Source organism: Pseudomonas sp. NPDC089396 (genome assembly GCF_044749545.1).
Lineage (GTDB): Bacteria > Pseudomonadota > Gammaproteobacteria > Pseudomonadales > Pseudomonadaceae > Aquipseudomonas.
In genome coordinates this window covers 359,155-373,494 of record NZ_JBIVIC010000004.1, presented here as the reverse complement: position 1 = coordinate 373,494, position 14,340 = coordinate 359,155, and the positions used below count along the sequence as shown (strand labels likewise).

At 63.8% G+C, this 14,340-nt stretch carries 13 protein-coding genes; 9 read left to right on the top strand and 4 right to left on the bottom strand.

Annotation, left to right across the window (positions count from 1 at the left end; all coding sequences use genetic code 11):
* Positions 1 to 207: 207 nt before the first annotated feature.
* The 4 genes from tpx to ACIPZB_RS09900 all read right to left on the bottom strand — a co-directional run bounded on the left by tpx (position 208) and on the right by ACIPZB_RS09900 (position 4,800).
* A complete protein-coding gene (gene tpx / locus ACIPZB_RS09915; RefSeq protein ID WP_400640058.1) occupies positions 208 to 708 on the bottom strand; it encodes a thiol peroxidase in 501 nt (166 codons plus the stop codon).
* A 168-nt stretch (positions 709 to 876) separates the two neighbouring features.
* Positions 877 to 2,157, bottom strand: coding sequence for a serine/threonine transporter (locus tag ACIPZB_RS09910; protein WP_400640057.1), 1,281 nt, complete (start codon positions 2,155 to 2,157; stop codon positions 877 to 879).
* A 197-nt stretch (positions 2,158 to 2,354) separates the two neighbouring features.
* Positions 2,355 to 3,551: an amino acid aminotransferase gene (locus tag ACIPZB_RS09905; protein WP_008091363.1), complete on the bottom strand. Its 1,197-nt coding sequence runs from the start codon at positions 3,549 to 3,551 to the stop codon at positions 2,355 to 2,357.
* A 223-nt stretch (positions 3,552 to 3,774) separates the two neighbouring features.
* On the bottom strand, positions 3,775 to 4,800 hold the full coding sequence (locus ACIPZB_RS09900; protein ID WP_400640056.1) for an Ldh family oxidoreductase: 1,026 nt from the start codon (positions 4,798 to 4,800) through the stop codon (positions 3,775 to 3,777).
* A 142-nt stretch (positions 4,801 to 4,942) separates the two neighbouring features.
* Between ACIPZB_RS09900 and ACIPZB_RS09895 the strand changes: the two genes are divergently transcribed.
* The 9 genes from ACIPZB_RS09895 (at position 4,943) to ACIPZB_RS09855 (ending at position 14,283) form a co-directional block, all read left to right on the top strand.
* Positions 4,943 to 5,806, top strand: coding sequence for a MurR/RpiR family transcriptional regulator (locus ACIPZB_RS09895; protein ID WP_400640055.1), 864 nt, complete (start codon positions 4,943 to 4,945; stop codon positions 5,804 to 5,806).
* A 21-nt stretch (positions 5,807 to 5,827) separates the two neighbouring features.
* Positions 5,828 to 6,580, top strand: coding sequence for a transporter substrate-binding domain-containing protein (locus ACIPZB_RS09890; RefSeq protein WP_400640054.1), 753 nt, complete (start codon positions 5,828 to 5,830; stop codon positions 6,578 to 6,580).
* Between the two features lie 177 nt (positions 6,581 to 6,757).
* On the top strand, positions 6,758 to 7,477 hold the full coding sequence (locus ACIPZB_RS09885) for an ABC transporter permease (protein ID WP_400640053.1): 720 nt from the start codon (positions 6,758 to 6,760) through the stop codon (positions 7,475 to 7,477).
* On the top strand, positions 7,474 to 8,184 hold the full coding sequence (locus ACIPZB_RS09880; protein WP_008091370.1) for an ABC transporter permease: 711 nt from the start codon (positions 7,474 to 7,476) through the stop codon (positions 8,182 to 8,184). The genes ACIPZB_RS09885 and ACIPZB_RS09880 overlap by 4 nt, the downstream gene beginning before the upstream one ends.
* A 15-nt stretch (positions 8,185 to 8,199) precedes the next feature.
* Complete coding sequence (locus ACIPZB_RS09875; RefSeq protein WP_400640052.1) at positions 8,200 to 9,444, top strand: FAD-dependent oxidoreductase; 1,245 nt, start codon at positions 8,200 to 8,202, stop codon at positions 9,442 to 9,444.
* 22 nt (positions 9,445 to 9,466) lie between these two features.
* On the top strand, positions 9,467 to 10,249 hold the full coding sequence (locus ACIPZB_RS09870) for an amino acid ABC transporter ATP-binding protein (protein ID WP_400640051.1): 783 nt from the start codon (positions 9,467 to 9,469) through the stop codon (positions 10,247 to 10,249).
* A gap of 382 nt (positions 10,250 to 10,631) precedes the next feature.
* Positions 10,632 to 11,441: a gamma-glutamyl-gamma-aminobutyrate hydrolase family protein gene (locus ACIPZB_RS09865; protein ID WP_400640050.1), complete on the top strand. Its 810-nt coding sequence runs from the start codon at positions 10,632 to 10,634 to the stop codon at positions 11,439 to 11,441.
* A gap of 465 nt (positions 11,442 to 11,906) precedes the next feature.
* The gene (gene kdgD, locus ACIPZB_RS09860) at positions 11,907 to 12,818 is read left to right on the top strand and encodes a 5-dehydro-4-deoxyglucarate dehydratase (protein WP_400640049.1); all 912 of its coding nucleotides are present in this window, start codon (positions 11,907 to 11,909) and stop codon (positions 12,816 to 12,818) included.
* A 103-nt stretch (positions 12,819 to 12,921) separates the two neighbouring features.
* Positions 12,922 to 14,283 carry an MFS transporter gene (locus tag ACIPZB_RS09855; protein ID WP_400640048.1) on the top strand — a complete coding sequence of 454 codons (1,362 nt, stop codon included), beginning with the start codon at positions 12,922 to 12,924 and terminating at the stop codon, positions 14,281 to 14,283.
* Positions 14,284 to 14,340 lie beyond the last annotated feature (57 nt).

Genomic DNA, 14,340 nt, shown 5'->3' with positions numbered 1-14,340 from the left:
CCTTGTTCGAAATGACGACTTTAGGAGGGTGAACGATAAGCACTGGCATCGTTTTAGCAAAGGGCCTTTACCAGAGGTTTACCTTTGCCTGACGTTGGCAAAACGCTGAACTTTAAATGAAAACGGCCCGGAACATGTTCCGAGCCATTACAGGGTGTTGCTTGGATGGCAGGTTGCAGCGTTGCGCTGTCAGGGCCGGCGCAATCCTTACTTCAGTACAGCCAGCGCCGCGTCGTAGTTCGGCTCGTCGGCAATTTCGCCAACCAGTTCGCTGTGCAGCACTTTATCGTTCTCGTCCAGCACCACCACGGCGCGGGCAGCCAGGCCGGCCAGCGGGCCGTCGGCAATCGCCACGCCGTAGTTCTCGAGGAACTCGGCACCGCGCAGGGTCGACAGGTTCTTCACGTTATCCAGGCCTTCGGCGCCGCAGAAGCGGGCCTGGGCGAACGGCAGGTCGGCGGAGATGCACAGCACCACGGTGTTGGCCACGTCATTGGCCTGGGCGTTGAACTTGCGTACCGAAGTGGCGCAGGTCGGGGTGTCGACGCTTGGGAAGATGTTCAGCACCTTGCGCTTGCCAGCGAAGTCCTTCAGCGACTTGTCAGCCAGGCCTTCACCTACCAGCGAGAAGGCAGGCGCCTGGGCACCGGCCTGCGGCAGGTTGCCTTTGACTTGAACCGGGTTGCCTTTGAGAGTCACTTGAGCCATGGACGAAATCCTTATGCGGGGTTTGAAAAAGACCCTGAGTTAAGCATGAAGGCGGCCGGGTGCCTATGGGGAACGATAAAATTGTTCTATTGCCAGACAATTCTTGTGGACAAAAAAATGTCCGGATGGCGACAAGCCAACCGGACACTCTTTACAACAGCGGTTGTATCAGGCCAGCAGGCCGTATACCACCGAGGTCAGCGCGACCAGGCCGACTAACGTTACGAACACGTTCGACATCGCGCCGCTGTACTTGCGCATCGAGGGCACACGACGGATGGCGTACATCGGCATCAGGAACAGCAGTACCGCGATGATCGGGCCGCCGAGCGATTCGATCATGCCGAGGATGCTCGGGTTGAGCGTGGCGACGATCCAGCACACCACCAGCATCAACGCCGCAACCACACGGTCCAGGGTCTTGGCGGCCGGGCGTGCGCCGGTCTTGGCGATGATGCCCTTGAGGCCTTCGCTGGCGCCGATGTAGTGGCCAAGGAACGACTTGGCGATGGCGATGAAGGCAATCAGCGGCGCGGCAAAGGCAATGGTCGGGTTGCTGAAGTGGTTGGCCAGGTAGGACAGGATCGACAGGTTCTGCGCCTTGGCCTCGGCCAGCTGGGCGCTGTCCAGGGTCAGCACGCAGCTGAACACGAAGAACAGCACCATGGCGACCATCAGCAGGTGGGCACGGGCCAGGATCTGCCCGCTGCGCTCGTCGGCGTGCTCGCCGTAGCGGCGTTTCTGGTCAACCGCAAAGGCCGAAATGATCGGCGAGTGGTTGAACGAGAACACCATCACCGGAATCGCCAGCCACACGGTGTGCAGGAAGGCCGAACCCGACGGCAGCTGGCTGGCGCTGTCGAGAATGCCACCGGTCCAGTGCGGCACCAGGTACAGGCCCAGCAGCGCCAGGGCGACGATGAACGGGTAGACCAGCAGGCTCATGACCTTGACCGTGGCCTGTTCGCCGCAGCGCACGATGGCCAGCAGGCCGAGGATCAGCACGAACGACAGCAGCGCCCGCGGTGGCGGTGTCATGTGCAGCTGATGCTCCATGAAGCTGCTGACCGTGTTGGTCAGGGCCACGCTGTAGATCAGCAGGATCGGGAAGATGGCGAAGAAGTACAGCACGGTGATCAGTGCACCGGCCTTGATGCCGAAATGCTCTTCGACCACTTCGGTGATATCGCCGCCACTACGCCCGGAGAGCACGAAGCGGGTCAGGCCACGGTGGGCGAAGTACGTCATGGGGAAGGCCAGCGCGGCCAGGATCAGCAGCGGCCAGAAACCGCCGAGGCCGGCGTTGATCGGCAGGAACAGCGTGCCGGCGCCGATGGCGGTGCCAAACAGGCCCAACATCCAGGTGGTGTCGTGACGCGCCCAGCTGCCAAGGGTGGCGGGGGTCGATTCTGCAAAGCGTTGTTCAACGCTAGAGGCCTGCTCATTCATTCCGGGTGAAGCTCCACTCGCAAGACTGCAACAGGCTGAGAATGGCGAAATAGACCACTCGCCCTACTCAACCGAATAAAGAAGGGCGCGATTGTGCGCTGATGGTTGCACTTTGGAAAGCCCCACCCGAGGGACGGTTGCACTTGTCATGACAACTGGAGATACGAAGGGGCCGCAACGCGGCCCCTTTTGTCACATCACTTCTGAACGGCGGCGAACGCCTCGGCAACCCGTTGCAGGTTGGCCGGGCGCAACCCGGACATGCACACCCGACCACTGTCGATCAGGTACACACCGAACTCGTCACGCAGACGGCGCACTTGCTCGACGCTGAACCCGGTGTAGCTGAACATGCCGCGCTGGCGCAGGAAGAACTGGAAGTCCTGGCCCGGCAGCAGCACGGCCAGGGCATCGACCAGCGCCTGGCGCATGTCGAGGATACGCTTGCGCATCACTTCCACTTCTTCCGCCCACTGGGCATTCAGGCCCGCATCGCCGAGCACGCCGGCCACCAGCTGGGCACCGAAGTTGGGCGGGCTGGAGTAGTTGCGGCGCACGGTCGCCTTGAGCTGGCCGAGCACGCTCTGGGTGGTGGCTGCATCGTCGCAGACCACCGACAGGCCCCCTACCCGCTCGCCGTACAGCGAGAAGATTTTCGAGAACGAGTTGCTGACCAGGCAAGGTACGCCGGCACGGGCCATTTCGCGGATGGCGAAGGCATCTTCCGCCAGGCCCACGCCGAAGCCCTGGTAGGCGATGTCGAGGAACGGGATCAGCTCACGCGCCTTGACCACTTCCACCACTTGTTGCCACTGCTGCGGCTCGAGGTCGGCGCCGGTGGGGTTGTGGCAGCACGGGTGCAGCAGCACGACGCTGTTGGCCGGGAGGGTCTGCAGGGTGGCCAGCATGCCGTCGAAGTCGACGCCACGGGTGGTCTGGTCGAAGTACGGGTAGGTGTGCACCTTGAACCCGGCACCTTCGAAGATGGCGCGGTGGTTGTCCCAGGTCGGATTGCTGACCCAGACTTCCGACTGCGGGAAGTAACGCTTGAGGAAGTCGGCACCGACTTTCAGTGCGCCGGAACCGCCGACGGTCTGTACGGTGGCCACGCGCTGGCCGGTCACGGCCGGGTGATCGGCGCCGAACAGCAGTGCCTGGATCGCCTGGCGGTAGCTGGCCAGGCCTTCCATCGGCAGGTACAGCGACGCCTCATGGGCCTGGCCTGCGATGCGTTTTTCCACCGCATCCACCGCCGCCAGTTGCGGCACCACGCCGGCCTCATCGTAGTACAGGCCGATACTCAGGTTGACCTTGTCGGCGCGCGGGTCGGCCTTGAAGGTTTCCATCAGCGAGAGGATCGGGTCGCCGGCATAGGCATCGACATGTTTGAACACAGCGTGCAGCTCCTTGGATCAGGACAGTTCGGAATGACTGCCCTGAGGATACCCGCAGTCGCGGGGAAGGAACATCACCTAATGTGCAAGGTTGTCTATGCAAGATTGCATGGCGGGCTGCTGGGGTGGATCGACTGGCCTCATCGCCGGCAAGCCGGCTCCCACACCAAGCCCGCCCAGGCGCGATCGGCGTGGGAGCCGGCTTGCCGGCGATGAGGCCCGTTCAGCCAGCCAATGCCTCAAGCTCCTGCAGCTCCCGCTCAGTCACCGCCACCCCTTCCCGCTCGGCAATTTCCCTTTCCCGATAACGCCGCTCACCCGGCATCCGCGTCAACCCCACCGCCTGCATCTGCTCGACCAGCGCCCGGCTGCGCAGGGCAAACCGCTCGCCTTCAGCCTTGCTCGGATCAATGACGATGATCAGCTGCCCGGTCCAGGGCGTCTTCGCCCCCGGATGGCCCGACCAGTCGAATTCCCAGGAGAAATGCCCGCCGGTCAGCGCCGCCGCCAGCAACTCGACCATCATCGACAAGGCCGACCCCTTGTGCCCGCCGAACGGCAACAATGCCCCACCTTCGAGGATGGCCTTCGGGTCGGTGGTCGGCAGCCCTCGGGCGTCCACCCCCATGCCCTCGGGCAATGTCTGGCCGGCACGCGCGGCGATCTGCACGTCGCCATGGGCCATGGCACTGGTGGCCATGTCGAAGACGATCGGGTCATGCCCTGCGCACGGTGCGGCGAACGCGATCGGGTTGGTGCCGAACAACGGCTTGCGCGCCCCGTGCGGCACGACGCAGGTCATGCTGTTGACCACGCTCAAGGCCACCAGGCCCTCATCGGCGAACGGCTCGACATCCGGCCACAGCGCGGCGAAATGGTGCGAGTTGTGGATCGCCAGCACGGCGATACCGGCATTGCGCGCCTTCTCCACCAGCAGGCCGCGCGCCGCGGCCAAGGCCGGCTGAGCAAAGCCACCCCCGGCATCGACCCGCACGAACGCCGGCGCCACGTCGGTGACCTGCGGCGTGGCCTGGCCATTGACCCACCCGCTGGCCAACGTCGAGACATAACCTGGAATGCGGAATACGCCATGGCTGTGGGCACCGTCGCGCTGGGCGCTGGTGCAGTTATGGGCAAGCACGCCGGCCACGTTCTGGCTGCAGCCGTGGCGCTGGAGAATCGCTTGCAGCAGCCCCTGCAATTGGCTGAACGGCACGCGCACGACAGGGCTGTTGGAAGGTGCAGACATCTGAAGCTCCTTTCTTGGAATTGGAATGGCAACAGCGTTGGCAACGACAAAAACTTTCCTGCAAGTGACAGCTATCTGTCAAATATTGACTTGATGACAGAAAACATCCATTTTCTGTTTCACGCCTCACCGGAGCAGCAGCATGAACCAATCGCTCAAGCAACGCCTGGAAAGCAGCCTGCAAGGGGCCGCCGCGTCGGGCCGCAAGATTGCCAGCTACATGCTCGCCAACCTCCACGAACTGCCGTTCCAGACCTCGGCCAGCATCGCCGCCAAGCTCAGTGTCAGCGAATCCAGTGTCGGGCGTTTCTGCCGTGCCCTCGGTTATGCCCATCTCAAGGCCCTCAAGCAAGACCTGCAGAGCGACCTGGGTGATGGCCCGTGGCTGGTCGGTGACCGCCTGCAAGAATACCGCCAGCAGCACGACGACACCGCCAGCGCTGGCAGCCTGGAGCTGGAAATCGCCGCGCTGGTGCGGGTGCATGAATACAGCCGTAGCGAGCCCTGGCATCGCGCGGCCCAGCGCCTGGCCGAACGGCCACGGGTATTCATTGCCGGTTTTCAGACCGAGCGCGGTGTCGCCCAGTGCATGGCGCACCTGCTGCATTACCTGCGCGACGGCGTGCAGGTGGTCGATGGCAGCGCCGGGCATTTCGGCGAAGTGCTGCTGGGGCGCCCGGAAAACAGCGCCCTGGTGGTGTTCGAGGCGCGCCGCTATTCCCGCCACGCCCTGTTGCTGTGCCAGAAGGCACGCCAGGCGGGCATCCCGGTCACCCTGGTGACCGACACCTTCTGTGACTGGGCCGATGCCAACGCCGACGAGGTGTTCCGCATCCCCACCGAGTTCAATCTGTTCTGGGAATCCACCTCGGCGATGCTGTCGTGGGTGCACCTGATGGTCAACGAGGTCTGCCGGAAACTCGGGCCTGATGTTGAAAAACGCTTGGAAGCGACTGCCGCTCTACATAACGAGTTCGTCGGCTACACGGCGGGCAAACAACAATAGCAAGAGTGCAAGAGGTGCAAGATGAACAAGACCATGGCTATGGTGGGTGCGTGTGCCCTGCTGCTGGCGGGTGCAGCCAGTGCCGAAACCCTGCGCTTCGCCACCGAGGGCGCCTACCCGCCCTTCAACTATGTCGATGCCGATAACCAGCTGCACGGCTTCGACATCGACATCACCCACGCCCTGTGCGCGCAGATGAAAGTCGAGTGCACCCTGGTCGCCCAGGACTGGGAAGGCATCATCCCGGCGCTGATGGCGCGCAAGTACGATGCCGTGGTCGCCTCGATGATCGACACCGAGGAGCGGCGCAAGAAAATCGCCTTCACCGACCACTACTACCGCACACCGCTGACCGTTGCCGTGGCCAAGGACAGCAAGATCAGCGACGCCCAGACCACCTTCAACGGCTTCACCGTGGGTGCCCAGTCGTCTTCGACCCAGGCGATCTACGCCGAAGACGTCTACGCCAAGGCCGGCGCCGACGTGAAGCTGTACCCGACCATGGACGAAGCCAACGCCGACCTCGCCGCCGGCCGCCTGGACGGGGTGATCGCCGACAAGTTCCCGCTGCACGAGTGGATGAACAAGAACGGCCAGGACTGCTGCAAGGTCCTCGGTGACGTGGCCGGAACCAAGGCCGATGCCGCCATTGCCGTGCGCAAGGACGACGAGGCGCTGCGCCAGCGGCTCAATACCGCACTGGCCGAGATCGTCGCCAACGGCACTTACCAGAAGATCGCCAGCAAGTACTTCGCCTTCGACATCTACAACTGATCCCGCCTGTTGGCGCAATTTCTGTAGGAGCGGCCTTGCGTCGCGAAAGGGCCGCAAAGCGGCCCCAGGATTTCGGCGGCGCCCCATGAATCTTTGGGGCTGCTACGCAGCCCTTTCGCGACACAAGGCCGCTCCTACAGAGTCCGCGCTTGGAGCAGTCCATTCAAGGGGTATGTCATGCTCGACCAATTGTCCTTGCTGTCCTTCGCCAGTGGTGGCTGGGGCCAGGCGCTGCTGGCCGGTGCCCTGGTCACCGTGTCGCTGGCCCTCGCCTGCCTGCCCATCGGCCTGCCACTGGGCCTGATCGTGGCCCTGGCGGCCCGTTCGCGCAAACGCCTGCCGCGCGCCTGGGCCACTACCTTCTCCACGGTATTTCGGGGCCTGCCCGAACTGCTGACCCTGCTGATCATCTACTACGGCTGCCAGATCGCCGCCCAGAAACTGCTGGCCGCCATGGGCTATGAAGGCGAGTTCCTGATCAACACCTTCCTCGCCGCGATGATCGCCTTCAGCCTGGTGTTCGCGGCGTTTTCCAGCGAAATCTGGCTGGCTGCCTTCAAGACCCTGCCCAAAGGCCAGCTGGAAGCCTGCTCGGCGCTGGGCCTGGGCAAGCGCACGGCGTTCTTCAAGGTGGTGCTGCCCCAGTTGACGCGCATCGCCCTGCCGGGCCTTTCCAACAACTGGCTGTCGCTGCTCAAGGACACCTCGCTGGTGTCGACCATCTCGCTGGTCGACCTGATGCGACAGACCAACCTCGCGGTCAGCGTGACCAAGGAACCGATGTTCTTCTATGGCGTCGCCTGCGTGGGCTACCTGCTGTTCTCGGCACTGTCGGGGCGGGTCTTCGCCTACATCGAACGGCGCAGCAACCGCCACCTGCAAGGAGCACGCGCATGAGTGCCGAACAACTGCTGAGCCTGGTCCTCGACCCTGACCTGCTGGAGCGCTATGGCCCGCGCTTCGTCGATGGCTTGCTGGTGACCGCCAAGCTGGTGGCGATTTCCTTCAGCCTGGGGGCCGTGCTCGGCCTGCTGCTGGCCCTGGCCCGCCTGTCGCGCAATCTGCTGCTGCAACGCCTGGCGGCGGGCTACATCTACTTCTTCCGCGGCTCGCCGCTGCTGGCCCAGCTGTTTCTGCTGTACTACGGCCTCGGTTCGCTCAAGGGCTTCTGGCAGGACGTCGGCCTCTGGTGGTTCTTCCGCGAAGCCTGGTTCTGCACTTTGCTGGCCTTCACCCTGAACACCGCCGCCTACCAGGCCGAGATCTTCCGCGGCAGCCTGATGGCCGTGGCCCCGGGGCAGTACGAAGCCGCGCGGGCACTGAACCTGAAACGCTCGACCACCTTCTTCAAGGTGATCCTACCGCAATCGTTGCTGGTGGCCATCGGCCCGCTGGGCAACGAGCTGATCCTGATGATCAAGGCCAGCGCCATCGCCTCGCTGGTGACGATCTACGACCTGATGGGCGTGACCAAGCTGGCCTTCTCGCGCAGCTTCGACTTCCAGATCTACCTGTGGGCCGCCGTGCTCTACCTGGTGGTCGTGGAGCTGGTGCGGCGCCTGCTCAAACACCTGGAAGCCCGCCTGGGCCGCCACCTGAACTGACCGAAGGATACCTCCATGCACTGCCAAACCCTTGTCCTCGGCGCCGGCATCGTTGGCGTCAGTACCGCGCTGCACCTGCAGGCTCGCGGGCGACAGGTGATCCTGATCGACCGCGACCAACCCGGCAGCGGCACCAGCCATGGCAATGCCGGGCTGATCGAGCGCTCCAGCGTGATCCCCTACGCTTTCCCCCGCCAATTCGGCGCCCTGCTGCGCTACGGCCTGAACCGTCAGCCGGATGTGCGCTACAGCCTGCTGCACTTGCCCAAGGCCGCGCCCTGGCTGCTGCGCTACTGGCAGCAGTCGGCGCCTAGACGCCTGGCCAGCGCAGCCGCCGACATGCTGCCGCTGGTGCAGCGCTGCGTCGAAGAGCACGACGCCTTCATCGACGCGGCCGGCCTGCAAGGGCTGGTGCAAGCCAAGGGCTGGATCGAGGTGTACCGCGACCCGGCACTGTTCGAACGGGCCAAGGCCGAGCTCAAGGGGCTGGCTCGCTACGGCCTGCAGTACGAAGTCCTTGAACGTGGCCAGCTGCAGGGGCGCGAACATCAGCTCGACAGCGCCGTGGTCGGCGGCATCCACTGGCTTGACCCGAAAACCGTGAACAACCCTGGCGCCCTGACCCGTGGCTACGCCGGGCTGTTCGTCCAGCGTGGCGGGCAGTTCCTTCACGGTGACGCGCGCACCCTGCGCCAGGTCGGCGGCCAGTGGCAAGTCGAGAGCCAGCGCGGGCCGATCACCGCCGACGAAGTGGTGGCCTGCCTGGGCCCGCAATCGGCCGACCTTTACCAGCACCTGGGCTACCAGATTCCGCTGGGCATCAAGCGCGGCTATCACATGCACTACGCCACCCAGGGCAACGCGCAGCTGCAGCACGCGATCTGCGACACCCAGGGCGGCTACGTGCTGGCGCCCATGGCCCGCGGCGTGCGCCTGACCACCGGTATCGAGTTCGCCGCCAGCAATGCGCCGGGCAACGAAATCCAGCTCGAACGCTGCGAAGCCCTGGCCCGCAAGCTGTTCCCGGCCCTGGGCGAGCGCCTGGACGACAAGCCTTGGCTGGGCCGCCGCCCATGCCTGCCGGACATGCGCCCGGTGATCGGCCCGGCGCCACGACACAAGGGTCTGTGGTTCAACTTCGGCCACGCCCACCACGGCCTGACCCTGGGCCCTGTCAGCGGCCGCCTGCTGGCCGAGCTGCTGACCGGCGAGCGCCCTTTCACCGACCCTGCGCCTTACAGCGCGGCACGTTTCGACTGAAACCCTGCGGGAGAACAACAACATGACCGCCCCTCTGAGCGTTGCCAGCCTTGCCCCCGAACCCGACCCACGCCCGGTATTGATCCGCATCGAGGGCCTGAACAAGCACTACGGCGCCTTCCATGTACTGCGCGACATCGACCTGCAGGTGCGCGAGGGCGAGCGCATCGTCCTGTGTGGCCCGTCCGGCTCGGGCAAGTCCACCCTGATTCGCTGCATCAACCGCCTGGAAGTGGCCCAAAAGGGCAGCATCCAGGTAGCAGGCACCGACCTTGCCGCCACCACGCGCCAGGCTGCCCAGGTGCGCAGCGAAATCGGCATGGTATTCCAGCATTTCAACCTGTTCCCGCACATGAGCGTGCTCGACAACTGCCTGCTGGCACCCACCAGCGTGCGCGGCCTGTCGCGCAAGGATGCCGAGGAACGGGCACGGATGTACCTGAGCAAGGTCGGTATCGAAAGCCAGGCGCACAAATACCCCAGCCAGCTCTCCGGTGGCCAGCAACAGCGGGTGGCGATCGCCCGGGCGCTGTGCATGAAGCCGAGGATCATGCTGTTTGACGAACCGACGTCGGCGCTTGACCCGGAGATGGTCGCCGAGGTGCTGGATGTGCTGGTGCAACTGGCCGATACCGGCATGACCATGCTCTGCGTCACTCACGAGATGGGCTTTGCCCGGCAGGTAGCGGAGCGGGTGCTGTTCCTGGAGGGTGGCCAGATCATCGAGGACAGCCCGCCGGAAGTGTTCTTCAACCAACCGCGTACGGCGCGGGCCAAGGGGTTCCTGGCGCAGATTCTTCATTGACTGCACTGGCCCTATCGCCGGCAAGCCGGCTCCTACAGGGTGTGGGAGACGGCTTGCCGGCGATGGGGGCGCAAGGCCCCCTTTATTGCACGGCTGCAATGATCCAACTGCGTCGTTAAATATTATTGACCTCACCCCCTGCCAAACCCTTGCCGCCTCAGGCTCGCAAGGGTTTTACCCCCCGAAATTCGGCGCAAAACCCCTTCCCACGGCCCCTTCAGCCGTTTGACATATCGAACGGCTCTGGCAAGCTATCAACAAGCCCCGACCGGAATCGTCGCCTCTGACGAGCCGGCAGTGCTCGGGACTTCAGGTGACACACCAGGCCCCGCGCCGTGCACCTGCACAACAACGGCAGGTCGAACCTGTCATAAGGTGACATATGTCCAACAGCAACATTGGCAACAAGAAACCCTCCCTGCGCAAACCCGTCGTCCTGATGACCATGGGCAGCCAAGAGCGCAAAGGCCATGACTATCAGGTCATGACCCACAAATACATCACCCCGCTGGTCGAGTTCTCCGATTGCGTCCCGGTGCTGGTGCCCACCTGCTGTGGCATCGAAGACCTCGAGACCTATCTGGACATGGCCGACGGCGTGTACCTGACCGGTGCCGGCAGCAACATCGAGCCGAGCCTGTACGGCCAGGAAAACCAGACTCCAGGCAAAGGCCAGGACGTCAACCGCGACCTGTTCGATATTCCGCTGGTGAAGGCGGCGATCGCGCGCGGCCTGCCGATCTTCGGTATCTGCCGTGGCATGCAGGAAATCAACGTGGCCCTGGGTGGTGATATCTACCAGAAGGTCTACGCAGAACCTGGCTTCAACGACCACCGGGAAAACCCGGAAGACCCGGTCGAAGTGCAGTACGCCCAGGTGCATGGCGTGAAGATCAAGCCAGGCAGCTGGCTGCGTGACACCCTTGGCACCGACGAGATTCGCGTGAACTCGCTGCATGGCCAGGGCCTGCGCAACCTCGGCGCCGGCATCGAGCCGATCGCCCTTGCCGAAGACGGCCTGGTCGAAGCGATTCATGCGCCAAGCATTTCGCCCTTCCTGTTCGCCGTGCAGTGGCACCCGGAGTGGCAAGCGGCCAAGAACCCTGATTCGATCAAGATCTTCCAGGCCTTCGGCGACGCCTGCCGCGCCCAAGTGCGCAAGTCCCAGGTCAAGCGCCAACAGGCGGCCTGACACTCAGCTTCGTTAGCTTTGATCGCGGGGCGGCGCAAGGTCGCCCCCGCTTCCCCGGTCACCCTCTGCTGGTCCCAGAACACTTCCCGTGGAAGCGGGCGGCGGGCTTGTGCCTGTCTCCGCGATCGTTTTTTACCCCTCCCAAGAGATACGATGACTGAACCCTGTGCTCAGCTTCTGTCGTGTCGACTCAAAATTCAAAAGCGCGCTCGATCCCTGTGGGAGCCGGCTTGCCGGCGATGAGGCCGGAGCAAGCAAAGCGACAGCCTGCCCTATCGCCGGCAAGCCGGCTCCCACATAGAACCCACAGCCTTCAAGACCTGCAGGATACCTGCGAAAGGTCGCACTCCAGCAACAGCAAAAAATTTCCCAAGGAGGACTAGTCATCGTACTGGTTGTACGATAACTTACCTCCATCGCAGCACGACACCCCTACACCCCAAGCGCCACAGGATGCTTACAACAATGAACCCACAAGAACTGCAATCCATCCTCTCCCACGGCCTGCTGTCTTTCCCGGTCACCGATTTCAACGCCCAGGGCGACTTCAACCAGGCTGGCTACATCAAGCGCCTGGAGTGGCTGGCCCCTTACGGCGCCAGTGCCCTGTTCGCCGCCGGTGGCACCGGTGAGTTCTTCTCCCTGGCCGCCAGCGAATACAGCCAGGTGATCAAGACCGCGGTCGACACCTGCGCCAAGTCGGTGCCGATCCTCGCCGGCGTCGGTGGCTCCACCCGCCAGGCCATCGAATACGCGCAAGAAGCCGAGCGCCTGGGCGCCAAGGGCCTGCTGCTGCTGCCGCATTACCTGACCGAAGCCAGCCAGGACGGCGTTGCCGCCCACGTCGAAGCCGTGTGCAAATCGGTGAACATCGGTGTGGTGGTGTACAACCGCAACGTCTGCCGCCTGAACGCCGACCTGCTGGAAAAACTCGCCGAACGCTGCCCTAACCTGATCGGCTACAAGGACGGCCTGGGCGACATCGAGCTGATGGTGTCGATTCGTCGCCGCCTGGGTGACCGCTTCAGCTACCTGGGTGGCCTGCCGACCGCCGAGGTGTATGCTGCGGCCTACAAGGCACTGGGCGTGCCGGTATACTCCTCGGCGGTATTCAACTTCGTGCCCAAGACCGCGATGGACTTCTACCACGCGATCGCCCGTGACGATCACGCCACCGTGGCCAAGCTGATCGACGATTTCTTCCTGCCGTACCTGGACATCCGCAACCGCAAGGCCGGCTACGCCGTGAGCATCGTCAAGGCTGGCGCCCGGATCGCCGGTTATGACGCGGGCCCGGTGCGCACGCCGCTGACCGACCTGACCGCCGAAGAGTACGAAATGCTCGCAGCACTGATGGACAAGATGGGTCCGCAATAAGCGCACCCCGCGGCCTGCCATAGCCGCACCCGGAGTGGGCTGCCCCCACTCCGGCTACAACTCGTGAGCCCGCACAAAAATAACTAGTGGGAGTATTGCCAGCATGCAAGCGACGAAAAAAACGCATGTGCGCTACCTGATCCTGTTCATGCTGTTTCTGGTGACCACGATCAACTATGCCGACCGAGCCACCATCGCCATCGCAGGCTCCAGCCTGCAGAAAGACCTTGGCATCGACGCCGTCACCCTCGGTTATATCTTCTCCGCCTTCGGCTGGGCCTACGTGGCTGGCCAGATTCCGGGCGGCTGGCTGCTGGACCGCTTCGGTTCGAAGAACGTCTACGCCTTCAGCATCTTCACCTGGTCGCTGTTCACCCTGTTGCAAGGTTTTGTCGGCGGCCTGCCGGTAGCCTGGGCGGTGGTCACCCTGTTCACCCTGCGCTTTCTGGTCGGTTTCGCCGAAGCCCCGTCGTTCCCGGGCAATGCCCGTATCGTCGCGGCCTGGTTCCCCACGCAGGAACGGGGCACGGCATCGGCGATCTTCAACTCGGCGCAATACTTCGCCACCGCGCTGTTCGCGCCAATCATGGGCTGGATCGTGTTCAGCTTCGGTTGGGAGCATGTGTTCGTGGTCATGGGCGCACTGGGCATCGTGTTCTCCATGGTCTGGCTCAAGACCATCCACAACCCGCGCCAGCACCCGCGCATCAGCCCCGCCGAGCTCGAACACATCGAGCAGAACGGTGGCCTGGTGGACATGGACCAGAAACGCGGCAACGACGGCCCGAAATGGGGCTACATCAAGCAGCTGCTGACCAGTCGCATGCTCCTGGGCGTGTACCTGGGCCAGTACTGCATCAATGCCATCACCTACTTCTTCCTGACCTGGTTCCCGGTGTACCTGGTGCAGGAACGCGGCATGACCATCCTCAAGGCCGGCTTCATCGCCTCGCTGCCTGCAGTGTGCGGCTTCATTGGCGGCGTGCTCGGCGGGGTGATCTCGGACTGGCTGCTGCGCCGTGGCAATTCGCTGACCTTCTCGCGCAAGCTGCCGATCGTCTGCGGCCTGCTGCTGTCGACCACCATGGTGTTCTGCAACTACGTCGACGCCGAGTGGATGGTGGTCGGCTTCATGACCCTGGCCTTCTTCGGCAAGGGCATCGGTGCACTGGGCTGGGCGGTGGTCGCCGACACCTCGCCCAAGCAGATCGCCGGGCTTTCCGGTGGCCTGTTCAACACCTTCGGCAACATCGCCTCGATCACCACGCCGATCGTCATCGGCTACATCATCAGCGCCACCGGTTCGTTCAAGTGGGCCCTGGTCTACGTGGGTGCCAACGCCTTGGTGGCGGTGTTCAGCTACCTGGTGATCGTCGGCCCGATCAAGCGTATCGAGTTGCGTGACGACGCAAAGCCTGAAACCCAGCCTGCCGCCAGCGGCGAGCTGGCCGACACGCGTCACTGAGTGAACACGCCCGCCCCGGCGACCCCGGGCGCGGGCAGCAGTACAAAGCCTGAGCAC